The organism is Variovorax sp. UC122_21, assembly GCF_044056785.1.
Taxonomy (GTDB): domain Bacteria; phylum Pseudomonadota; class Gammaproteobacteria; order Burkholderiales; family Burkholderiaceae_C; genus Variovorax.
Genome location: NZ_CP172003.1, coordinates 1235607 through 1256201 on the forward strand (window position 1 = coordinate 1235607; position 20595 = coordinate 1256201).

Here is a 20595-nt window from a genome sequence, read left to right on the forward strand (position 1 = left end):
CGTTACTCCTATCTGACCAGTTTGATGGACTCCTGCGCGAGTGCCAACCGCTCCTGCACCGCCGCACGTCGGCCGCCTGCTTGGCCGCGTTCTCGTACAAGCGCATCCCCTGAAAGGGGCACTCGCATGGGCCGGATGCCTTTGGCGAACGCGTGGGCGCTCGCTTCGATCCCGTTTTTTTCCGCCTTGACCACCAAGAGCACCAGGAAATTGGCCTTCTGGTCCGGCTCCCGCAGTAGCAACTGCATCTGCTTTCCATCGACAGCGCTGGGCAGCGCAGGGAAACTTGGATGCGAATGCCACTCGCCGAAATAGTTGAATCGCTCGTAGTGATGTCCCGTGCGGTCGAAAAACCGGCGCATGAACCGGTCGTGCTGCCCGAACTTACGCACAAAGCTCGCGAAGCCGCCGCCCGAGCGCTGCACCGAGAGATCCACAATCTCGAAGGCACCGCCACCAAGATGTTCTGCAGCCAGGACGCCGCCGATCTCATTGGAACCCGCGCGCGCAAGCTCCGCTTTGAGCTTACGCCCGCACGCGTCGCCGAGCCTGATTTCGATCACGCGCGCGCCGCCATCAGCGTCAACAACTCCGCCCAGCCTGCGCGGCGCTCGTCGCCGTCGACCGGTTGCTGGGGCGGCTCGTCCTGAGCACTGGCGACGACGATTGGCCATGTGTCGAAGGCCGCGTCGAAAATTCCCTCTTTGCGCAAACCAATGGCATACGCGGAATGTTCGAACGTCGACGCGCCGCCGGCCAAGATATCGATGACCACCCGGGCTAGGTGCGCCGAGATGACAGATACGTCCGCATCGTCTGCGATCATCGGTGCACCTGCGCCGTCGATAGCCGCGTAGTCGGCCGCCGCGATAGGAGGCTCGGGAAAATCTGGATTCGAATACCATGCTTCGATGGACGCGCGCACCGCGTGTGGCGACGCCTCGATGCCAGGCCTCGCCCGAACGACGAGCCCCCCGTAGCCCCCGCCGAAGACGCGTGCCCAAACCATGGGTTTCTGCCGCTCGCGCGTCACCGCGGCCAGGTAGTTGAATGCGGAGTCGTCGCCGCTGGCATCGACGATCAGGTCGCAGTCGCCGAGCTTCGTCAAGACGCCAGCTTGCGCCGAGCTCGATTCTTGGCCGCCGAGCTTTTGAAAGCTTTGCTCGAATACGGCTCTTGGATTTACGAGCGTCAGGCGCTCCCCAACGGCCGCTGCCTTGTGTGCGCCGACCGAAGTCCAGTCGAGATCATTGCGTACCAAGTTTTCGGCGCGAACAATGTCGTCATCGACCAGATAAAAGCTTCCAACGCCTGCGCGCGCGAGCGCTGCCGCCACCTTGCTGCCTACGGAGCCGCAGCCCACGATCCCTACTTTGCGCGTCGGTAGCTCGGCGTGACGCTTGGGCAAGCGGCGCGTCAGTTCCGGATAAATGATCTCAAACTCGTCTACCTTGTTGTCGCCGTAGTCGAGAAAGAACGCGCGCATCTGCTCAGGCTCGACCGTCAAAAAAATCTCCCTGGGCTCGGTACACTCGCCTTCGCCGAGAAGGGTTTCCCTAACCTTCTTGGAGCCCAAGCTAGCGGCTTGACTCAGCGCTTGCGCACGAGCATCACCTGCCGTGAGGCCTATCAAAAAGCCAGCAGTGGAAGAGCGGCCCACCGGTGCTGGCAGGTCCGCATCGACCCAGCGCATAGGGCCTTCTGCGTTGACCGAAATCAGGCTGCTGACAAGTGAAGCTCCACCGCGCACCTGCCAGCTGAACTGTGCCGGCGCGTGGCCTTCCGCTGCGATCGCGTGCTCGAAGGCACTCCGCGTCAGGATGAAACGCCATCGTTTCCCCCGCAGCCGTTGGCCTAAGCTCAGTTCGTGATCAGATTCAACCTCCCCGTGCCGGCCGCGCTCGTCTATTACGCTCTCGGTTGACATGAGCTCGTGTGCGCTGACCAAAAGTGCGACGCCTTCGATTTCAGGGCGCCAGTTATCCGTCCTGATTTGCAAGCACAGGTCGCCGTTGTTGTATTGATGCGCCGTGGTTAGCATTGAGCCATCGCGCGTCTTGACTGCCGGCGGCGCGACCGGAAAAAGGTCGGGATATGTCATCGACAGTTCGACCAACTTGCCTGCGACACGCATGTCGACATCGACCACGATGGCCATCTTGTCGGTGACACGCCAATCCACCCGTTCAAGCCAAGGCGCTTCGGCCGCCAGCTTTTCCACCGCGCGTCTCTCCCGCGAGAGGCGCTCGGGTCTGTCGATGAACCACATCAGGCGAACCCCGCCGGAGTCCGCGATGGGCCCGCCGCTTGAGCCGGGAAGGAGAAGACGGAGGCAGCGGCCCCCGCAGCCGCCGCTGACGCTTCTCGCAGCAGCCGCGTGGACGTGGTCGCCTGCGCCTTCGAGGTAGTGCCGGCGAGTGTCTCTGTCGCCTTGGCATAGTCGAAATTGCGCGCGCGTCGCGACGCGCCGAACAAATCTTTCAGAGCTGTGGGAGCGTGCTCAGCGACGCCTTCGCCGATCGCCGTTTGATCGCCCGCGCAGCGGAGCTGCTGCGTCTCGGACTCCAGGACGCTGCGGCTAATGCAGCAGCGGATTTTCTCGCCTTTCACGCCAAGTCGCGTAATTGCCATCGGACCATAGTCGAGTCCGATCGCGAGTCCCAGCTCGCCGGCGTCGACGCCCTCGTCTTCAAGCATATTCAAGGCAAGCTCGAAGCTGCTGCGCATCGCAGCGGCGCACAGCATCGCATTCTTCGCTGACAACGCTGCGTCCGTAGTCGAGCCGTGCCTTCGACCATCACGCCATGGACGCAATCGCCGATGAACCGGATCTTCCGGCCGGCGAAATCCTCGTGTAGCACGGCGTCAAGCTCGCCGCGCAGGACATGCAGGGTCTTCACCACGTCCTTCGCCGCAGAGTCGTCATCGATGTGGTTGTCGACGTAATTGGTGAACCCGTCGATGTCTGCGTAGATGGATATGGCGTCCTGTCGACGCGAGTTGCCCTCGGCCAGCGCTTCAAGGTCCAGGTCGCGATACGGCGGAGTGTGGCCCGAGAACACGAATGCACCGATCGGATTGCGCTGGATGCCGTCCTTCCAGTCCTCCACGATCTCCTCGACCGTTACGCCGAGCTTGGCCTTGTTCTTGGACGTGTCAACATCGGCCGTCGCAAGCTTGGTGACGTCCTCGTTCTCGACAGCAGCCAGCCCCACCACGGCGCGCGTCGTGTTGGTCGTGAAGATGCCGGCGGCCGCGCCGCCGCCAGAGCGCTTGGCCGCCAAGTTGGCCGGTCGTCCGAGGAACAATGGTTCACGGTTGCCGCGCCGGCCGTTGTTGACCGCCAGAGCCTTTCCAGAGTCGATGCCTACGCGCACCTTGGCGGCCGGCAGCGGGTCGGCGCCGTCCTCGCCGGTCTGAGCAAGCACGTCGATCAGGAGCTGAGCGGTGGCGATGGCACGATGGATGCGGGCTGCTTCGTCGCCATAGGGCTTGGCGAACACGGCATGGAGACGTTGGTTGTGGAAATCGACCTGGATGGCGCCGACCGCCAGTAGGACCTTGCGCGCCGCGCGATAGTGCAGGTTCAAGAAGCGCAGCGTTCGGCGGTGAGCGACCACGCCTTCCTTGGCCGTGACGCCCAGCATCTCGTCCATGTTGAGGATGTCGACATACATATGCACACCGTCGACACGGTAGGCCACGCCGTTGGATAGGCCTGCGAGGTCCGTATCACGTACGTAATCCCTGATCTTGACGTCCCGGACTTCGTCCAGCCGCTTGTCGATGCGAGCCTTCGCGTCCTCTTCATTCCAACTGCGAGCCATGTTTGCCTTTCCCCGCGACTGCCCTGCGGAATATAGCTACTTTTGATTGGTACCGAGCGCGAATTGTTACAATTCAACCGTCCCGCGGATCGTTTCGCGCCGGCTCTCTCGGCGCTTATGTGAGGGTGCGATCCAATTGCGAAACGCGGACATGGATCTGCGATGTCCGCGTTCAGGCCATTGATCGCATACAACAACATCAGGAGACTTTGTGACTGGGAACCCACCAAAATCACACGCGACGCTCGCCGAGTTGATAAGCGCCTTGGAGCTTCTGCCTAGCTCCGATCGTCTGCGGCTTGCCAAGTATGGGAGCGTCCTATGCCTAGGCACCGAGTACGCTCAGGGCCAAGAGTTGCTGAACGAGGCGATCCAACGCGCGCTGATCGGCGCTTCAGGCCAAGGACTGCCCGGCAAGGAGGGGCGGCATTGGCCGACCGCTGTTTCCTTGGCTGCGTTTTTGACAATGACGATGAGAGGCTTGGCCAGCGATTCGCACAAATCGTTGGAACACAAGCTTTACAAGACCGCGACCAGGCTCAGCAAGGAAGGTGAGGACCACGGCGACGACAATCCCAAGCTTCTAGCTTTGGGTTTCGTGCATCCATCGGTAGAAGATGAACTCATCGCGTTGAGCGATTTGGAGGAGCGAGACCGCCGTATCGAAGCGGACGTTCGGTTGCTCGAAGCTGAATTTTCGAGCAGCCAGGACGTTCAGGCGATTATCGAAGGCGAAAAAGATGGTATGTCCGCTCAAGAAACGCGAGACACATTTGACATGACGCCAACTCAATACGACTCCGCGCGCAAACGCTTGCGCCGGGGCGCGGACAAGCTGTTTCCTGGACGGAGGAAGCCATGAGCAAAGAAACCCATCACACTCTGCGAGCAATTCAGAACTTGGCGGGGGAAGATTTGGACGGGACCAGCGACGTGCAGATCCGCGGCGAGTTTATCGAGGATGGGTTCGATCCAGATGCGGAAGCGTCCCGTATCGCTGCGAGCATCGACGGGGTTGTGGCCGCGTTCATGAGAGCCCATACAGCGAGCGCGAAGCGTGAGGCCACGAGCAGGCGATCCCTCATTCCAATGGTGCGACCGACATTAGAGAAAATAAGGGCTTTGATCGAGCGAGCATGTGCCTCAGAGCCTGCTCTAGCCGCAAGCTATCGGAAGGGATCCAAACAGTCAGAAGCCGACTTGGAGACCATGTATGACGATTTGGTCGCTCTCGGAAAGATAGATCCAAGCGATGTCTACGATTGACGCAAGCATTCTTTCGCCTGCAGAGAAATTACTTTGGGGCTGTGGTTGCCGCCTCCCCGAGCACATCGATTTGGAGGGTATCGCCAACTCCAAAGGCGCGCTGGTTCGGCGCCGCCACCTGGATGGATGTGCGGCGCGGCTTGTGACCGATGGAGTGCGCGCCATCATTAGCGTCGAATCACGTGACAATCCAGGCAGACAACGTTTCTCGCTAGCCCACGAGCTTGCCCACTGGATCAACGATGCGGGCCACGGTTTCAGTTGCTCCGCCAAGGACATCGGCGCCGAGAGCGCAGCAGCCAAGTCGACTGAGGCTAATGCAAACCTGTTCGCAAGCCAACTCCTGCTTCCCGATTACATGGTCGTGCCTTGGATGGCTGGAAGAAAAATGACTTTGAACGTGGCGGCGGCGCTCGGCAAGGCTTTCGGTGCGAGCGTGACGGCTTCGGCGATCAAGCTCGTTAGGCGATCGAGCTCGATGGCGATAGTCGTATGCCACGACCAACAGCGGCGCCGATGGTATGTCGCAAGTCCCTCATGGCCTTTTGACGTCCAGCCTGCCTATGAACTACACCAAGACACGGCGGCTTTCGAAATTGCCTTCAAAGCGCGCAATGGCATGTCTGCGCCCCGGAAGGAGCTTGGCGATCGATGGCTCAGAGGGAAGGATGTCTATCGCATGATGGTCGAGTCTCAGTCTATGAAAATCCCCGACGACGCGGTTTTGACAATTCTCAGCATCGCGCAGCGGTAGCGTCCACCTTTCAATCGTATACTCCAAATCGTAGGTCGCGCCGCGTCAACCATCGAAGACATCTGGCGAATCAACCGGCCCGATATCTGACGGCAGCAAATGGGTCCGTAGCCGTCGGTCGGCAGCGTTCCATTGACCGGCAGCGCCCGATGCGCAGCTGCCGTTCGATAGATCGGCTCAGACCGGTTGCGAGCGTTCAGACCTGCGGGGTATGTAGCGGCTGCCGCGCAAAGCAGGCATTCGTGGCTCTAGTGATGGCCGGGACTGGGAGAAGCTATCAACGTCGGAAAGCATGGAGCCATGTGAGACGATCGAGAAATGCGTTGATGATCTTTTGCCGCTGGGTTTCATTAGCGCAGCGGCAGAGCGCTTCTCAACGCCGAAGTAGTGACGTCGCAATGATGGATGTTGCATTCCCTTGGAATTCGCGAGCGCACGGGAGGCCATCTTGCTTACTTGATAACCGGCAGCTATTGTTTCAGTGTTAGCGCCTGTGAAATCGTGACGGTGGTCAGAGGTCCAGAGACATTAACACCATCAGCGTCAGCAGGCATACCTGTCCGCGCTACGGGTCGGAAGTGAGACCGCAGCCTCGCGTCCTGAATCCTCATGCAAACACGAGTTCTTGCAATCTAGGAGGCACCCACACGAGCGAATCTCGAGCCGCAGAGCGTGGTCTTACCACCGAAAACTCTCTCTTATCGGTGGTGGAGGACAAAAGTGGCGGCCCCTCACCAGCCTAGCTGGAATCAACCGTCTGACCGACGAGGCCTAGGAATGGATGGTGGGCGCACAGTGTCTGTCGTCGGGCAATGGTCCCGTCTTTGGTGACTACGGCCGGTTTTGGCAGATTGGTGTACTACGTGAAATGCGCGCGCATTACCAGAAATCGGACAGAGCGCAAAACGATGATGCTCAATCTGCGGGCGTCTCGCCCGACGGCACGATCTCTTCCGGGTACTCGTAGCGCAGTTCCTCCAGCGAGAAGGTGCAGCGCGCGGCGACGGCGACGGTCTCGCGCAGCCAGTCCTGGGCGGGACTCGCGCTCGAGCACGCGCGGCCGCGGATACGACGGCTGGTCGCCAGCGGTGACGGCTGCTGTGAGCAAGCTTAGCTAAGTGTCGTAGCCCGGGCTTTCGAGTTGCGCTTTACGGATCAGGGCCGGCCAAGCAATGTTTGCGCCCATGCCTTTCGAGTTGATTCTGCGTGCTTCTGCTGCACCGGCGATGACAGCGGGCTCCACATACACCAGCTCGCCCCCGGACTGAGCATCGAGCTGGATGCGACAGGCGTTCTCGAAGGTGTACATATTTAAAAACGCCTCCGGGATCGAGCGTCCGACCGTCAAAAGCCCATGATTGCGGAGAACGAAGAAATTATTGCTGCCGAGATCTTTCTGAAGCCGCTCCTTTTCTTCGTCTCGCACTGCCACTCCTTCGTAGGTGTGGTAGCTCAATGATGGAATGATGAACGTGCTTTGCTGGCTGATTGGCAGGATGCCGGCTTTCTGTGCAGAGACCGCTACACCCGCACGGCTGTGCGTATGCAGAATGCACTGGATATCCGAGCGCTCTTCGTGAATGGCACTGTGAATGACGAATCCTGCCGGGTTGACGAGGTGCTCTGTCGGAATGACCTTCTCGCAGTTCATGTCGACTTTGACAAGATTCGATGCAGTGACTTCGTTGAACATCAACCCGTAAGGATTGATCAGGAAGTGATGCTCGGGCCCCGGCAACCTCACACTAATGTGCGTGTAGACGAGGTCGGTCCAGCCGTAGAGAGCGACCAGCCGGTAGCAGGCTGCGAGTTCTACTCGGAGGCTCCATTCCTCGTCTGTCACCTGGTCACGGACCTGAGCGGAATTGTTTTGCGCTCTTGAGTTCATATCTTTAAAACTTCAATGTGTTGGAGGGAACTAGCGGGCGGTGGTTGAGACTGCCTTCGTGTTCAGGTATGCCTCCACCGCTTCGGGCCCGCCCTCCGACCCATATCCGGAGTCCTTAACTCCCCCAAAAGGCATCTCTGGCGACGGGGTAGGCGGCTGGTTGATCCACAGCATTCCGACATCGAGAGTGCGGGCAAGCAGATCTGCATTTCGTATGGAGTTGGTGAATGCGTAACCAGCAAGGCCGAACGGAAGTCCGTTGGCTTCAGCTATCGCCTCTTCGATTCTGTTGAAGGAGCGGACTGCTGCGATTGGGCCAAATGGCTCTTCATTGAGAACTCTGGCGTTGCCGGGGACGTCAGTCAGCACTGTTGGCTGGTAGAAGTTGCCTGATTGACCAATCTGATTGCCACCAGCAAGGAGCGAGGCTCCACATTCGATTGCGTCAGCAGTGAATTGCTTCAAGGCGACCAGGCGTCGCTCATTGGCCAGCGGGCCCATTTGGGTCTCAGCTGCAAGGCCGTTGCCGACTACAAGACTATTGGCAACGTTGGCAAGCGCCCCAGAGAACTCCTTGACAACGCTTTCATGAACCAGAAAACGTGTCGGAGAAATACAGACCTGACCGGCGTTAAGGAACTTCGTGCGGCCAGCCACGATTGCTGCGTAAGCAATATCAGCGTCCTCAGCGACGATGACGGGAGCATGTCCCCCGAGCTCCATGGTCACTCTCTTCATGTGCAGCCCGGCCAATGCCGCGAGCTGCTTGCCAACAGGCGTCGAGCCTGTGAATGTCACCTTTCGAATGACCGGGTGCGCGATCAGGTAGCTGGAAATCTCAGCGGGATCACCATAAACAAGGCCGATCACGCCTGCCGGCACTCCGGCATCGGCAAAGGCCTGGATGAGGCTGGCCGGTGAGGCCGGTGTTTCTTCCGGTGCTTTAATCAGAATGGAGCAGCCAGCGGATAGCGCGGCCGCCAGCTTGCGGACGACTTGGTTGATTGGGAAGTTCCAAGGGGTGAACGCCGCAACCGGTCCGACCGCGTGCTTCAGGACCATCTGCCTCATATTAGGTGTGCTGCGCGACGGCACAACACGCCCGTAGACGCGCATGCCTTCCTCTGCAAACCACTCGACGATGGTCGCTGCAGCGAGCACCTCCGCCGTGGCTTCAGCTATGGGCTTTCCCTGTTCTCGGGTGATCAGGATGCCGATCCTGTCGGCTCGCTCTCGAAGCAGTTGCGCGGCGGATCGCATATAGCCGGACCGCTCCGCTGGTGAGAGGTCGCGCCATCGTTCAAACCCGTCTTGCGCTGCTTTCAATGCTTGGTCGAGATCGATTTTGCTGGCGTGTGCGACACGCCCGATCTCGCTGCCGTCTGAAGGATCAAGGACTGCAAGGGTGCGTTCGTCTGCAGCGGCTTGCCATCGACCGTCAATGAAAAGTTCGGTGTTGGGGTATGTCATGTGTGTGAGAAACCGCATGCTGAGTACGGTTCGTGCTTAGTGAAGAAGCCTTGATTCGTTGTGATCGCCTCAAAGCAGCACAATTATGGCGTCTTGTTTCTTAACGGAAAAATATTTCCTACGAGCGTCATCTGTGGTTGCATAAGAAACTTTGGTGCTATAGTGGCGCCATGCATGATTTCCGCAGTGACTTGATGAGTGGTGCGCCTGAGGGCGTTGACGGCTTTGTCCTCGAGGCCCTAAAGGCGGCGCCGGCGTTTGGCCATAGGGAGGATCCCTTTCAGGTGCGCCTCGAGCGCCAGATTGCAGAGATGCTGGGATTCGAGGACTCGCTGCTGGTGCCGACATGCACCATTGCGAACCAGATCGCGCTGCGGGTCTGGAGTGAGCGCGGGCACCCCCGTGTCGTCTCAGATGCGCATTGCCACCTTGTGGTTGCGGAGGCTGCATCGACGCAGATCCTCAATGATGTGAAGCTCGAGACGCTGTCCGGGGAGCGTGGGCATCTCTCGGCGCAGCAGGTCGACCAACACCTGAACGCGGCTGAGGGTGTTCCGCTGATCTGGCTGGAAAACACTCATATGGCCCATGGCGGGACGGTCATGCCCGCAGGGTGGCTTGCTGAGATCAGCAAAGTTGCTGGTGCGAGGCAAGCGCCCATCCATATAGATGGCTCCCGCATCTGGAACGCGATCGTTAAGAGCGGCGTAGCGTCGGATCAGATCGCGCTTGGTGCCGACTCTTTGTCTCTCAGTCTTACAAAGGCCCTGGGCGCGCCGGCTGGGTCAATGATTCTGGGAAGTCGGGAGTTTGTTCGTCGTGCCGTCGAGATCAGGTCGGCCTTTGGGGCGTCCTGGCGACCGATCGGTGTCGTCAGTGCTGCGGCGCTGCAGGTCCTCTCTGGCTTTGAGCGCAGGCTTGAACAGGATCATCGTCGCACTCAGGGACTGGCGAGCCTTCTGACGAGCGCTTTCGCTGCAAGTGCGTCTAGCTTCGCGATCAATGCGCCCGATACCAACATCTTGCTACTCCAGACGCCCGACACGGCAGAGGCCGACGCATTGCACCAATTCCTCATGGAGCGACAACTGATGTCGCTGCGCTTTGGTGCCAGCGCGATCCGCTTTGTCGTTCATGCAAGGACAGATGACGGCTCCATCGCTGCTCTTGCCGCTTCGGTGGCGGAGTTCATTTCATCCAAAAGCAAGGTCAAGGCATGAGCCAGCCCGGTCAGTCTCAAGCAGGGCGGTCGACACTGCCAGGCTCTACGTCCATCGAGATCGAAATGAGGGACGTTGAGAAGTTCTACGGCGATTTTCGAGTGCTGAAAGGTGTGAGCTTGCAGGTCCGTAAGGGTGAGCGCATCGTCGTGTGCGGTCCTTCGGGATCCGGCAAGTCTACGTTGATCCGCTGTCTTAACGGGCTTGAGAGCTTCCAGTCTGGAGGCGTGGCCGTCGCGGGCCGCGATCTCCCTGTCAATGCATCCGCCGCGGTCGGGGACTTCCGGGTGGGTATGGTGTTTCAGCAGTTCAACCTGTTCCCGCATATGACAATCATGCAGAACTGCACGTTGTCGCCCCGGTGGACCAAGAAGATCCCGCTGGCGGATGCAGAGCGCGACGCCGCTGCAATTTTGAAGCAGGTACGCATCCTCGACCAGGCGGACAAGTTCCCGGCCCAACTATCAGGCGGTCAGCAGCAACGCGCTGCAATTGCACGAGCGCTTTGCATGGACCCAGAGATCATGCTTTTCGATGAGCCCACTTCCGCTCTCGATCCGGAGATGGTTGGAGAGGTGCTGGAAACGATGGTTTCTCTGGCAAGCCGGGGGATGACCATGCTCTGCGTTACGCACGAAATGGAGTTCGCGAAGCAGGTGGCAACGCGCATCGTCTTCATGGATGCCGGCGCAATCCTGTTCGACGGTCGAACCGAGGAATTCTTCTCGGGCAGAACAGGTCCCCGCATCCAACAGTTCCTGAATCAGATCGCCAAATAAAAGACCACGTCACCCCCGCTCTTCCCACACACGAGGTTCATATGACTCTTTCCCAATCTATCCCCCGAGCGCTTGCGCTCTTCCTGGTCTCTGCGGCTTCGGCTTTTGCCCAGCAGCCGGCAACAACAGTCCCTACACCGGACACAGTTGGTCGCGTTCAGGCGCGAGGCGTTGTCAGCTGTGGGGTCAGCCCTGGGACCGAAGGCTTCGCGGTGCCGACAACGGACGGACAGTACAAGGGCCTCGACGCAGACGTGTGCCGGGCCGTTGCTGCTGCGGTTCTCGGCGACGCCAACAAGGTCAAGTATGTGCCTGTTACGCCCTTGAATCGATTCCCATCGCTGCAAAGCGGTGAGATTGACATCATGGTTATGGAGGTCACCTACACCTTTGCGCGCGATGCAGGGCTCGGCATCGATTTCACCGGCATCAACTACATCGACGGACAGGGCTTCATGGTGCCGAAGAAGTCGAAGATCACAAGCGTCAAGCAGCTAAACGGGGCAAGTATCTGCACAAACCCCGGGTCCGCCTCGGAGCTCAATATGGCGGACTTCTTCCGTCAGAACAAGATGACGTACAAGCCAGTGCTGATTGAGCGCCGGGAAGAGTTGGTTGCTGCCTACCTGAACGGACGTTGCGATGCGTATACATCGGATAAGGTGCTCTTGGAGATCACGCGCACGAAGAGCTTCCCTAGTCCCGATCAGCACGTCGTTCTCCCTGAGACAATTTCCAAGGAGGCGTACTCGCCCACCGTTCGGCATGGGGACAACCGGTGGGCCGATATCGTGAGGTGGTCAGTCTGGGTGATGATGGAAGCGGAGGAGCAAGGTATCACCTCTGCAACCATCGATCAGGCAAAAACTTCGACCAATCCCACCCAGCAGCGTCTTGCTGGCGCGACTGGCGACTTCGGTAAGCTCCTCGGCCTTCGCCAATCCTGGTCGTACGACATCATCAAGCAGGTCGGCAACTACGCGGAGAGCTTTGACCGCAACCTTGCACCTCTTGGCTTCTCTCGCGGCGTCAACAAGCTGTGGAAAGACGGCGGCCTTCTTTACTCTCCTGCATTCCGCTGATCTGCGATGGCAAAGACTAACTCTATCTTTATCAACAAGAGCCCCATACCCTCTGCGCACGCTGCAGCCTTCTTCTCAGAAGATGATTTGTTGCGGGCGAAGCGCGACATCTCAGCCTGGCCAGGCTACCGGTCTACGCCGCTGATCTCGCTGGGTGAGGTCGCCGAGCGTGCCAAGGTGCGAACCGTCCTCTACAAGGATGAGGGGGGACGCTTTGGACTTGGCAGCTTCAAGGCGCTGGGCGGCTCCTACGCAGTGCAGCGGTTGGTTGAGCAACGCGTGCGCACACTCCACAACCGTGACGTACCTGTTGCAGAGATCCTGGGCGATCAAATGGGCGCTGCGACGGGCCTTACCGTCGCCTGCGCAACCGACGGCAATCACGGAAGATCCGTTGCTTGGGCAGCTAAGCTGTTTGGTTTGAAGTGTTTTATCTATGTGCACGCCAATGTCAGCGTTGGACGGCAAGAGGCTCTTGAAGCCTTGGGGGCGACCGTCGTCAGGGTGCCCGGCGTGTACGATGACGCCGTAGCTCGAGTCGCCGAAGATGCAGAGTCCAATGGGTGGACTGTCGTTTCCGATACCTCGTATCCTGGCTACGTCGACATCCCGAGAGATGTGATGTTGGGCTACACAATGATGCTTAACGAAATTCTGGACGAAGCACCATCACCGATAACGCATGTATTTGTCCAATGCGGCGTCGGGGCGATGCCCGCTGCGGTCTGCGCGTATTTTTCGCTGAAGTCGCCTTCGACCCATACAGTGGTTGTGGAGCCAGAAAGGGCGGCCTGCCTACTGGAGTCCGCAAAGCGCGGTCGGATCATCAATCTCGATGGCGATCTGGCGACGATCATGGCCGGGCTTGCTTGCGGACATCCGTCTGAGCTTGCCTGGGACGTCTTGTCTAAGGGGGCCAGCGCGTTTATGACTGCGCCTGAGTTGCTTGCACTGAAAGCGGTCCGGATGCTTGCGAACCGTAAGCCAAGTGTCGTCGCCGGCGAAACTGGAGTTGCCGGCCTCGCCGGCTTCATTGCGGCCAGCGAGAGTAACGAGCGTCAAGCACTTGGACTTGATGCCAATAGCGTCGTCTTGCTCATCGGGACTGAAGGTGCGACTGATCCAGACCTCTACCGAAAGATCGTCGAGCTGCAAGACGAAGAGGTGGAAGGGTTTTGCGCACAGTTTATCGAAGGGGCTCGGCGTAACGCTGAAGCCCGACTTCCGACTTGATGGAATGAGAGGTTTGCGTGCCGCACATATGTTTTGAGCGACAGCCAGCCTCTTAGTTTTTCGCATGCCTTGGTCTTTCATGAGATTGCATGCGGCACAACGACGGTTGAAGCCCGTCTTATGGCAACAGGGGCTCCGGGAGCTACGGCACGGGAGCTTCAAGATTTTTATAGACGATGAACGCCCTTCCTTTGTCCCCTAATCCAGGCCGCTGGCGGTCAGTATTGATTCAGCTTGGCGTCCTGGCTGTCTTGGCTCTAATGGTTTCGGTCGCTCTGCGTGTTGCAATGGGAAAGATCGGCGCGCAGCAGACAGCGACGGGTTTCGGATTTCTTGGCACAACATCCGGCTTTGATATCTCGGAAAGCTTCATTGCCTATGACGCGACCATGAGTTATGGCAGAGCAATTCTTTCGGGCCTTTTGAACACGCTCGTCGCAGCACTCATCGCCGGCGTGCTCGCCACAATTATTGGCCTTGCTGTCGGGCTTGCTCGGCTCTCCTCGAACTTCATGCTGCGCAACGTGATGCTTGCAATCAGTGAGTTGATTCGCAATGTTCCACTGTTGCTGCAACTGATCGTCTGGTACGCGCTCGTGATCAACCTTTTTCCGGCGACGAGAGAGGCGGAGCCTACGCTTGGCGTCATCGTCACCAATCGCGGCGTGTTCTTCCCCTCTATCGCCGAGGTCGGAAAAAGCCAGCTTAGTTGGATTCTGCCTGTCGCTTGGATAATTCTTTGTTGTGGCTATATCGTAGCTATGAGATCGCCCAAGTTTGCTGACCGGGCTCCGCACGCCGCAATACGCGCTGTCTTTTGGGCTTTGACACTGGGTCTGCTTGTTTGCTGGATCGGAGTCGTCCAGATAACCCGGCCAGCCCTAGACGGTTTCAATATTCAGGGTGGAGTATCAATCTCACCCGAAATGACAGCCCTTGTTCTTGGGCTTGCAATCTATTCCGGCGCATTCATCGGTGAAGTCATCCGGTCAGGCATACTTTCGGTCCCGCGAGGTCAGGTGGAGGCGGCATACGCCATCGGCCTAAGTCCCTATCACCGGATGCGACGCGTGGTACTTCCACAGGCGTTGCGCCTTATTCTTCCGCCCCTATCGAACGTTTACCTTAGCCTGGCAAAGAGCACAAGTCTTGGTGTGGCAATCGGTTTTCCGGATCTAAGCTCCGTAATAGGGACAACAATCAACCAGTCTGGACAGGCCATCGAAGGTGTTCTGATTCAGGTGGCGGCCTACTTGGCAATCAGTCTGCTTGTTTGGGGCGCGGTTGCCCTGTATGACCGTCGAACAAAATATGTCGTCCGCTAACACGCGTTCTCGCACCAGTCTTCAGGGCCGCATCGTCGGCGCAGTGTTCCCAAGTCCGCTGCAATCCATCATCTCGCTTACCGTTGCTTCCTTTTGCTGCTGGATCTTGTATCGAGCCGTCGACTGGATGATTGCTCATGCGGTGTTCTTCGGGGAGCTCCGACACTTGCAGGGCGGCTGCAGGCGACGGCGCATGCTGGGCCGTCATCGTTCAGAGCTTCAAGTTCATCCTCATCGGCCGTTACTCGGCCTCCGAAGCATGGCGACCCGTCCTAGTGATTTGCCTCTTCATCATCATCACGATGATGAGCTACTTCAGATTCAGTTGGGGCAAGCCGCTTATGGCAATGTGGTACAGCTTCATCGTACTATCACATGTCGTTTTGGACGGCAGCATGTTGGGCCTGCCCGCGGTGTCGCCCGATCAATGGGGAGGATTCGCTCTTACGATCGTTCTGGCGACGACCGGCCTAGGGGTTGCTCTTCCGGCAGGCATCGTGCTTGCGCTTGCGCGCCGCTCCAAGCTGCCACTCGTCCGAAGCCTTTCGGTCGCATACATTGAACTGATTCGCGGGGTGCCACTCGTCGCAGTGCTGTTTCTGGCCTCGGTGATGCTGCCACTTCTGCTGCCAGACAGCTTCTCACCAACCAAAGTTGGGCGCGCCTGTGCAGCAATCGGCTTTTTCGCTGCAGCCTACATTGCTGAAGTTCTCCGTGGTGGCTTGCAGACAATTCCGTCTGGGCAGTTTGAGGCGGCAAGAGCACTCGGCATGAACTATGTGGTGACGACGCTAACGGTCGTTTTACCTCAGGCGTTCAGGGTCACCATTCCGCCCCTGATCAACACGATGGTGGCAATCTTCAAAGACACATCGCTTGTGGCAGTTATTGGGCTGACCGACTTCTTGGGCATCGTGCGCGTCGTTACAGTTGACCCGCAATGGCGTCTTTTCTACCTCGAGCCGCTGATATTTGCCGCGATCGTCTACTTCTTTTTTTGCTGGTACATGTCCCGGGTTGGATTCCGCATGGAACGCAGCTTGATGAATTCCACGGCACGTTGAGGGTGATGGGTTTCGCCTCTGTCCTCACTTATCGGATGCGCTCATCTAAGTGCGAGCACAAGTGCATGAAGATGCCGAGCGGCAAGAGGCGGGCACGCGCGTTCCCGGCGGGCGTAAGCGAGAAGTCGTTGCTAGAACCTATCCGGTTTTGGTATCGCTACGCCGCCTGGCAATTCAGTGTGTAGATGGTGGCCCTAAGGCCGGTCTTGCTCAAGCGCTCCTGTGCCGAGTCAACATCAGTGGTTACAGGTGTAGCGGAGGCGCGTTTCGACCGCCGATGCAACGACGGGATTTCGTCGGCGGGAGCGAGCGGGCTTCCCGTTACCACTGACCAGGATGTGGCCGCAGCCATCCGGTCCAAACGGATGATCGAGGTGCTCGCGCGCCTGGTCAGTCTGCACGGTGCGTCACTGTTCCTGCGTTCGGGCAACGAGCCGACGTTCGTCAGCCGGGCCATCCTGGAGTCGATCTCAGGCACGGGCATTGCCACCGTGCTCCACGATCCCGGTAAGCCCTGGCAGAACGGCACCGACGAAAGCTTCAACGGCAAGTTTCGCGACGAGTGCCTGTCCATCGAGTGGTTCGCTCGCGCAGCGAAGCCGCTGTCCTGATCGAAGCCTGGCGCAATCACGACAACGAGGCACGTCCCCACAGCAGCGGCAATACTTGACCCCGGCAAAGTTCAAAATCGAACTCCGTAAAGAACCGCAACCCGCCGTCTCTTGGAAAAACTGCCTTGACTAAACCGAGCAGATCAAGGGCTTGAGTTAACGAGGGAGGGGTCTGTTGCATTCTTCTACGCTATAATTATTGCTTGAACGCGTGATCCTGTACTCGGATAGTTGTCTTGGCGGGATCCTGACGGTTGGTCAAGCTCTAAACTCCATTGCGACTGGCACGCTTCCTGTATCGATATGCAGAATTTCACACAGACGAACACCAAATGAGCGGTGAAAAACTTGCAAATGTTCCAGAGGTCGGTTCGCAGATTCGAAATGCGCGGCAGCAACGCGCGCTCACGATCCAGCAGCTCTCGGTATTGTCTGGGGTATCTTCGTCTGCAATTTCAAAGATAGAGAACGGGAAAGCTTCGGCGTCTTTCGATACGCTTATAAGCCTGAGCCACGCTCTCGCCATTTCATTCGAAGCGCTGTTTGGCAAACCTCAGGCGCCATCTACCGCTTTGCGTGCTATCACTAGGGAGGCCGATCTGGCGCGATTCTCTACCGACCAGTACGACTATGAAGTTCACGCGCAAGAGCTTGCAAACAAGAAAATGATTCCCTTAGTCATGGAAATCACAAATCGGGTCTTCGACAGTGGCACAAAATGGAGCGCCCATCCTGGCGAAGAATTTATATACATTGTGAGCGGCGAGCTGAATTTCCACACGGAGATGTATACGCCAACGCGATTGAAGGCCGGCGAAAGCGTTTACATCGATAGTGGAATGCCACATGCATTTGTGTCGATTAGCGATGACAATGCCAAAATCGTATCTGTGTGTCTTGACGGCGCGGCCAAGAGCACGGAAGCATTTGTGATTGCGCGGACCAAGACTACATCCGCCTAGAAAGAAAGCGCTGCTCATACGCAAAGAACCGCCGAAGTGCGCGATCAAGTCGTGTAGCAGCAGGATCAGGCACTCTTCCTTCAGGTGAAAGTTGACCTTCGCTGCTTTGCTTGCTGCTCGCATGTTGTAGTGCAAATGTCATTACCCAGGTGCTTGAGATGGGCCCGATCGACTCCACGGAAACTAGAGAGCACCATTCGCAGCCTCGTCAGGCAATGCCGGCCGCCAGATGCCAGACCTTGACGCGCCCAACGCGGCGCATAACGGCCTTCAGTCTTGAAAAGTCAACGGCGTGCATCGACCAAGTCGAGGTCTCCAAATCGCTGCGCGCGCACACGATTACACGTAAGTGATTGATATTCACTCACACGGGCGACTGCATGGGAATCGCTAGTTGCAATAGGCAGTCTCCTGCATCAGTGACCACACTTTGGCGCATGCAAATCACAACACCGCCAGCATTGAAGCGCAGTTCGCGAGCGTCCCGCCATGGCTCCACAGGGTCGTGAATGAAACCGGCAAATTGTCCTGCTTCAACGGTGTCTCCCATCGCGACGGCCGCCTCAAACAGGCCTGAGCAGGGTGCGTAGACGTGATGCTCCGGCGCAAAGAACTCGAACGCGGCAGGACGCCTGCTGCTGAACACCTCGGTGTTCTCCCGCGCAATACTCCAAGTTCTTGAAGAACGCGCGCAGTTCCCTGGCGTATCAGATCAACGCCTTCGCTCGAGAGGCTTCCGCCGCCGCCGAATTCACCTGATATAAAAAATTTCTCGTTGCGAAGGATGGCTTCCATTGATGTCCTCCCTTCTCCGTACTCGAAGTTCAGGTATCTCACTCGCTCACACCCGAACGCTGTCGCGACTCGCAAGGTGAGCGCGCTCTCGCTCTCCGTCCTTGGGCGCTTGAGGAAGAGGATCGGCAGGTGAGCAAGCGATGCTCCCCCGGAGTGAAAATCAAAGACGAAATCGGCCTTAGCGAAGAGTTCGCTTTCGAGAAAGTGCGCGAGCATTTCCGTTGGGGTGCCAGTCCTGTTCCCGGGGAACGATCTGTTGAGGTTACCGCCGTCGATCGGCGATGTGCGCCGGCCGGCGCGCAAGGCGGGAAGATTCAGTGACGGCAAGAATATGAGCCGACCTGAGAGGTTTTCCAAGCGCACCTCTTTCATCAGGTGCTGGAGCGCGACTGGCCCTTCAAACTCGTCGCCATGGTTCCCACCGATCAGCAAGACGGATGGGCCTTGCCCATGCGCGGCAACGAATATGGGTACGGGAATGTGGCCGTAGGCAGAACGGTCGCTCGAGTAGGGAATGCGCAGTGTTCCTCGTTGGAATCCCTTGGCATCAAAGTCAATGTTGGTTCGGATCAAAGACTTGTTGGACATGTGTTCACCTATGAAGCATGAGGCGCGTCCCGGTACCTGGGCGCTACCGGTGGTCTGTACAGCACCATCTTACACAAAACTTTCCTTTTGGAAAGTGTAGGAAAAGTTATTTCCTTCTGGCATATTATGAAACTCCTGGCGAGCGCGTTCCACCTTGACGTTGGTAGCGCTGAGTTGGCGACCCGCCGGATTGGATTGCTCGTCTCAGCTAAATCCGCCATATCGCACCAAACGAGGGCCTCCTTCATGAGTCACATGTCCACCAGACGCAGTTTTCTTTCCGCGACCGCCGCTCTCACCACCGCGACCGTACCGCTGCTAGGCCAGGCACAAGCAGAGTCGTCGTCCCAGAACAAACTCCTACGGGCTATTGTCGGAACCGCCGCCGGCAGCACTCCCGATGTCATCATGCGCGTCATTCAGGATCGTGTGGGTGGGGCTCTAAGCAAAACGATCATTGTGGAGAACCGGTTGGGCGCGGCCGGCCAGATCGCCACCGAATACGTCGCCAATCAAGCCAACGACGGCAGCACTTTCCTGGTTGCAAGTACCAGCATGATGATCACGACACCGTTACTGAATCCTGCCGTCAAATACAGCTATGGAAAAAATATCGTGCCGATCGTTGGTTTGGGTAGTGTGGGTTACGTAGTGGTGACTGGCACAGGTCCGGGCGCACCCAAAACCTTGAACGAACTCTTCGATCAGCTACGCAAATCCAGTGGTAGCTACAGTTCCTATGGAGTCGGCGCATTCGGCCAGTTGGGTGCGGAAATGTTGATGGAGCGCGCAGGTGTGAAGGCGCTCCATGTGCCGTACAAATCAGCCGCAATGCCCGATTTGATAGCTGGGCTGAACACCTTTGCCGTGACTACTGTCAGTGAGGCTGTACCCTTGGTCGCTTCCGGCCGCCTTCGCGCGCTTGCAGTGGCATCACCAACGCGTATGGCTAGCCTTCCAACGGTGCCTACCGTGGCGGAAAGCAGTAGCGGAAAAATCGACTTGTCGAACTTCTCGCTGGAAGTGTGGTATGGGCTCTTTGCGCCTGCCAAGACTTCTTCGACATTCATCAGTACCCTGAGCAACGTCGTCATTGATACGCTAAAGCGCCCAGAAGTACAGACCAAACTGGACGCCGCGTCTGTCGTGGTCACACCCTTGTCCACGCCTGTGTTCGCAAAGAAGGTAGACACTGATTTTGGGTTCTGGCAAGAAACACTGAAGCGCCTTCAGGCAAGCGGACGGCTTAGCTAATCGCTCGTCAGTGAGCTCGACGAGACCACCATCCTGCGGTTTCGACATCCGCTGGAGGCCCATGACTTGGCGGTCGACATGCTGCGCGTGATCAATGACATCCTGCAGGCAAGGGCTTGATGTTGCGCGCCCGCACCGTGGCGGACGGCGCTTTGATCTCGGCACCGAGTTCGACCAAGAACGCCGAAGTCAGGTCCGCAAGGCCATCAATACGGCGGTGGTGCCCAGCAAAACGATGCCGAGCCTGCTCGAACGAGCAGAGCGGTTGCATCGTCGTCGTACGGTTCTTTCAATCGCGTCCGCAGATCACGTTCTGCAGACCATCCTTAGAATGCGGAGCTCACTGTATTGTTGAAATTGGATGAGTGCCGCTTTGTGCCGACTGCCCATGGCACGCCAAAAATTCGCGAGAAAGCTCGCCAACATCGATGCCTTTGTGACTTGGGGGGACCAAGGAGTTGAATCTTAGGGTTCGAC

18 protein-coding genes and 3 pseudogenes are annotated in these 20595 nt (G+C 58.1%); 13 read left to right on the forward strand and 8 right to left on the reverse strand.

Annotation, left to right across the window (positions count from 1 at the left end):
- Positions 1-8: 8 nt before the first annotated feature.
- The 4 genes from ACHMXE_RS06320 to ACHMXE_RS06335 are packed head-to-tail and all read right to left on the reverse strand — an operon-like array spanning position 9 to position 3827.
- Positions 9-563: a Mov34/MPN/PAD-1 family protein gene (locus ACHMXE_RS06320; protein WP_395344909.1), complete on the reverse strand. Its 555-nt coding sequence runs from the start codon at positions 561-563 to the stop codon at positions 9-11.
- Complete coding sequence (locus ACHMXE_RS06325) at positions 560-2269, reverse strand: ThiF family adenylyltransferase (RefSeq protein ID WP_395344911.1); 1710 nt, start codon at positions 2267-2269, stop codon at positions 560-562. The genes ACHMXE_RS06320 and ACHMXE_RS06325 overlap by 4 nt, the downstream gene beginning before the upstream one ends.
- Positions 2269-2727, reverse strand: coding sequence for a hypothetical protein (locus ACHMXE_RS06330; RefSeq protein WP_395344913.1), 459 nt, complete (start codon positions 2725-2727; stop codon positions 2269-2271). The genes ACHMXE_RS06325 and ACHMXE_RS06330 overlap by 1 nt, the downstream gene beginning before the upstream one ends.
- A complete protein-coding gene (locus ACHMXE_RS06335; RefSeq protein ID WP_395344915.1) occupies positions 2700-3827 on the reverse strand; it encodes a hypothetical protein in 1128 nt (375 codons plus the stop codon). Before ACHMXE_RS06335 ends, ACHMXE_RS06330 begins: the two co-directional genes overlap by 28 nt.
- Positions 3828-4182: 355 nt before the next feature.
- Here ACHMXE_RS06335 and ACHMXE_RS06340 point away from each other — a divergent pair, with 355 nt between their 5' ends.
- Genes ACHMXE_RS06340 through ACHMXE_RS06350 form a run of 3 tightly spaced genes read left to right on the forward strand, consistent with a single transcriptional unit; the run spans position 4183 to position 5847 of the window.
- Entirely contained in the window at positions 4183-4689 is a 507-nt protein-coding gene (locus ACHMXE_RS06340) for a hypothetical protein (RefSeq protein ID WP_395344917.1), read from the forward strand.
- Complete coding sequence (locus ACHMXE_RS06345; RefSeq protein ID WP_395344919.1) at positions 4686-5093, forward strand: hypothetical protein; 408 nt, start codon at positions 4686-4688, stop codon at positions 5091-5093. Before ACHMXE_RS06340 ends, ACHMXE_RS06345 begins: the two co-directional genes overlap by 4 nt.
- Complete coding sequence (locus ACHMXE_RS06350) at positions 5080-5847, forward strand: ImmA/IrrE family metallo-endopeptidase (RefSeq protein ID WP_395344921.1); 768 nt, start codon at positions 5080-5082, stop codon at positions 5845-5847. Before ACHMXE_RS06345 ends, ACHMXE_RS06350 begins: the two co-directional genes overlap by 14 nt.
- Positions 5848-6961: 1114 nt before the next feature.
- Here the strand turns inward: ACHMXE_RS06350 and ACHMXE_RS06355 are convergent.
- Both ACHMXE_RS06355 and ACHMXE_RS06360 read right to left on the reverse strand, forming a co-directional pair.
- Complete coding sequence (locus ACHMXE_RS06355) at positions 6962-7735, reverse strand: class II aldolase/adducin family protein (RefSeq protein ID WP_395344923.1); 774 nt, start codon at positions 7733-7735, stop codon at positions 6962-6964.
- 30 nt (positions 7736-7765) lie between these two features.
- Positions 7766-9205 (reverse strand): NAD-dependent succinate-semialdehyde dehydrogenase, encoded by a 1440-nt coding sequence (locus ACHMXE_RS06360; protein ID WP_395344925.1) that lies wholly within the window; start codon positions 9203-9205, stop codon positions 7766-7768.
- Between the two features lie 170 nt (positions 9206-9375).
- Between ACHMXE_RS06360 and ACHMXE_RS06365 the strand changes: the two genes are divergently transcribed.
- From ACHMXE_RS06365 to ACHMXE_RS06400, 8 genes and pseudogenes are all read left to right on the forward strand, one after another.
- On the forward strand, positions 9376-10425 hold the full coding sequence (locus ACHMXE_RS06365; protein WP_395344927.1) for a threonine aldolase family protein: 1050 nt from the start codon (positions 9376-9378) through the stop codon (positions 10423-10425).
- The gene (locus ACHMXE_RS06370; protein WP_395344929.1) at positions 10422-11204 is read left to right on the forward strand and encodes an amino acid ABC transporter ATP-binding protein; all 783 of its coding nucleotides are present in this window, start codon (positions 10422-10424) and stop codon (positions 11202-11204) included. Before ACHMXE_RS06365 ends, ACHMXE_RS06370 begins: the two co-directional genes overlap by 4 nt.
- Before the next feature lie 41 nt (positions 11205-11245).
- On the forward strand, positions 11246-12286 hold the full coding sequence (locus tag ACHMXE_RS06375; RefSeq protein WP_395344931.1) for an amino acid ABC transporter substrate-binding protein: 1041 nt from the start codon (positions 11246-11248) through the stop codon (positions 12284-12286).
- Between the two features lie 6 nt (positions 12287-12292).
- A complete protein-coding gene (locus ACHMXE_RS06380) occupies positions 12293-13519 on the forward strand; it encodes a diaminopropionate ammonia-lyase (RefSeq protein WP_395344933.1) in 1227 nt (408 codons plus the stop codon).
- A gap of 176 nt (positions 13520-13695) precedes the next feature.
- On the forward strand, positions 13696-14844 hold the full coding sequence (locus ACHMXE_RS06385; protein ID WP_395344935.1) for an amino acid ABC transporter permease: 1149 nt from the start codon (positions 13696-13698) through the stop codon (positions 14842-14844).
- Between the two features lie 302 nt (positions 14845-15146).
- Positions 15147-15908, forward strand: coding sequence for an amino acid ABC transporter permease (locus tag ACHMXE_RS06390; RefSeq protein WP_395344937.1), 762 nt, complete (start codon positions 15147-15149; stop codon positions 15906-15908).
- A gap of 335 nt (positions 15909-16243) precedes the next feature.
- Positions 16244-16652, forward strand: a pseudogene (locus ACHMXE_RS06395) (transposase); the annotation flags it as partial.
- A 199-nt stretch (positions 16653-16851) separates the two neighbouring features.
- Positions 16852-17481: a helix-turn-helix domain-containing protein gene (locus ACHMXE_RS06400; protein ID WP_395344939.1), complete on the forward strand. Its 630-nt coding sequence runs from the start codon at positions 16852-16854 to the stop codon at positions 17479-17481.
- A 364-nt stretch (positions 17482-17845) separates the two neighbouring features.
- Here ACHMXE_RS06400 and ACHMXE_RS06405 read toward each other — a convergent pair whose 3' ends face one another.
- Complete coding sequence (locus ACHMXE_RS06405) at positions 17846-18031, reverse strand: hypothetical protein (RefSeq protein WP_395344941.1); 186 nt, start codon at positions 18029-18031, stop codon at positions 17846-17848.
- A gap of 158 nt (positions 18032-18189) precedes the next feature.
- Positions 18190-18864: pseudogene (locus tag ACHMXE_RS06410) on the reverse strand (succinylglutamate desuccinylase/aspartoacylase family protein); the annotation flags it as partial.
- Positions 18865-19119: 255 nt separating this feature from the next.
- Here ACHMXE_RS06410 and ACHMXE_RS06415 point away from each other — a divergent pair.
- On the forward strand, positions 19120-20118 hold the full coding sequence (locus ACHMXE_RS06415) for a Bug family tripartite tricarboxylate transporter substrate binding protein (RefSeq protein WP_395344943.1): 999 nt from the start codon (positions 19120-19122) through the stop codon (positions 20116-20118).
- An 18-nt stretch (positions 20119-20136) separates the two neighbouring features.
- Positions 20137-20303: pseudogene (locus tag ACHMXE_RS06420) on the forward strand (IS5/IS1182 family transposase); the annotation flags it as partial.
- Positions 20304-20595 lie beyond the last annotated feature (292 nt).

What these genes read in the sequence shown, in the direction of transcription:
- ACHMXE_RS06345 (WP_395344919.1), top strand. Translation starts at nt 4,686, where the DNA reads ATGAGCAAAGAAACCCATCACACTCTGCGAGCAATTCAGAACTTGGCG.
- ACHMXE_RS06400 (WP_395344939.1), top strand. Translation starts at nt 16,852, where the DNA reads ATGAGCGGTGAAAAACTTGCAAATGTTCCAGAGGTCGGTTCGCAGATT.
- ACHMXE_RS06325 (WP_395344911.1), bottom strand. Translation starts at nt 2,269, where the DNA reads ATGTGGTTCATCGACAGACCCGAGCGCCTCTCGCGGGAGAGACGCGCG.
- ACHMXE_RS06370 (WP_395344929.1), top strand. Translation starts at nt 10,422, where the DNA reads ATGAGCCAGCCCGGTCAGTCTCAAGCAGGGCGGTCGACACTGCCAGGC.
- ACHMXE_RS06350 (WP_395344921.1), top strand. Translation starts at nt 5,080, where the DNA reads ATGTCTACGATTGACGCAAGCATTCTTTCGCCTGCAGAGAAATTACTT.
- ACHMXE_RS06390 (WP_395344937.1), top strand. Translation starts at nt 15,147, where the DNA reads ATGATGAGCTACTTCAGATTCAGTTGGGGCAAGCCGCTTATGGCAATG.
- ACHMXE_RS06385 (WP_395344935.1), top strand. Translation starts at nt 13,696, where the DNA reads ATGAACGCCCTTCCTTTGTCCCCTAATCCAGGCCGCTGGCGGTCAGTA.
- ACHMXE_RS06405 (WP_395344941.1), bottom strand. Translation starts at nt 18,031, where the DNA reads ATGGGAGACACCGTTGAAGCAGGACAATTTGCCGGTTTCATTCACGAC.
- ACHMXE_RS06380 (WP_395344933.1), top strand. Translation starts at nt 12,293, where the DNA reads ATGGCAAAGACTAACTCTATCTTTATCAACAAGAGCCCCATACCCTCT.
- ACHMXE_RS06365 (WP_395344927.1), top strand. Translation starts at nt 9,376, where the DNA reads ATGCATGATTTCCGCAGTGACTTGATGAGTGGTGCGCCTGAGGGCGTT.
- ACHMXE_RS06335 (WP_395344915.1), bottom strand. Translation starts at nt 3,827, where the DNA reads ATGGCTCGCAGTTGGAATGAAGAGGACGCGAAGGCTCGCATCGACAAG.
- ACHMXE_RS06355 (WP_395344923.1), bottom strand. Translation starts at nt 7,735, where the DNA reads ATGAACTCAAGAGCGCAAAACAATTCCGCTCAGGTCCGTGACCAGGTG.
- ACHMXE_RS06330 (WP_395344913.1), bottom strand. Translation starts at nt 2,727, where the DNA reads ATGCGCAGCAGCTTCGAGCTTGCCTTGAATATGCTTGAAGACGAGGGC.
- ACHMXE_RS06375 (WP_395344931.1), top strand. Translation starts at nt 11,246, where the DNA reads ATGACTCTTTCCCAATCTATCCCCCGAGCGCTTGCGCTCTTCCTGGTC.
- ACHMXE_RS06415 (WP_395344943.1), top strand. Translation starts at nt 19,120, where the DNA reads ATGTCCACCAGACGCAGTTTTCTTTCCGCGACCGCCGCTCTCACCACC.
- ACHMXE_RS06360 (WP_395344925.1), bottom strand. Translation starts at nt 9,205, where the DNA reads ATGACATACCCCAACACCGAACTTTTCATTGACGGTCGATGGCAAGCC.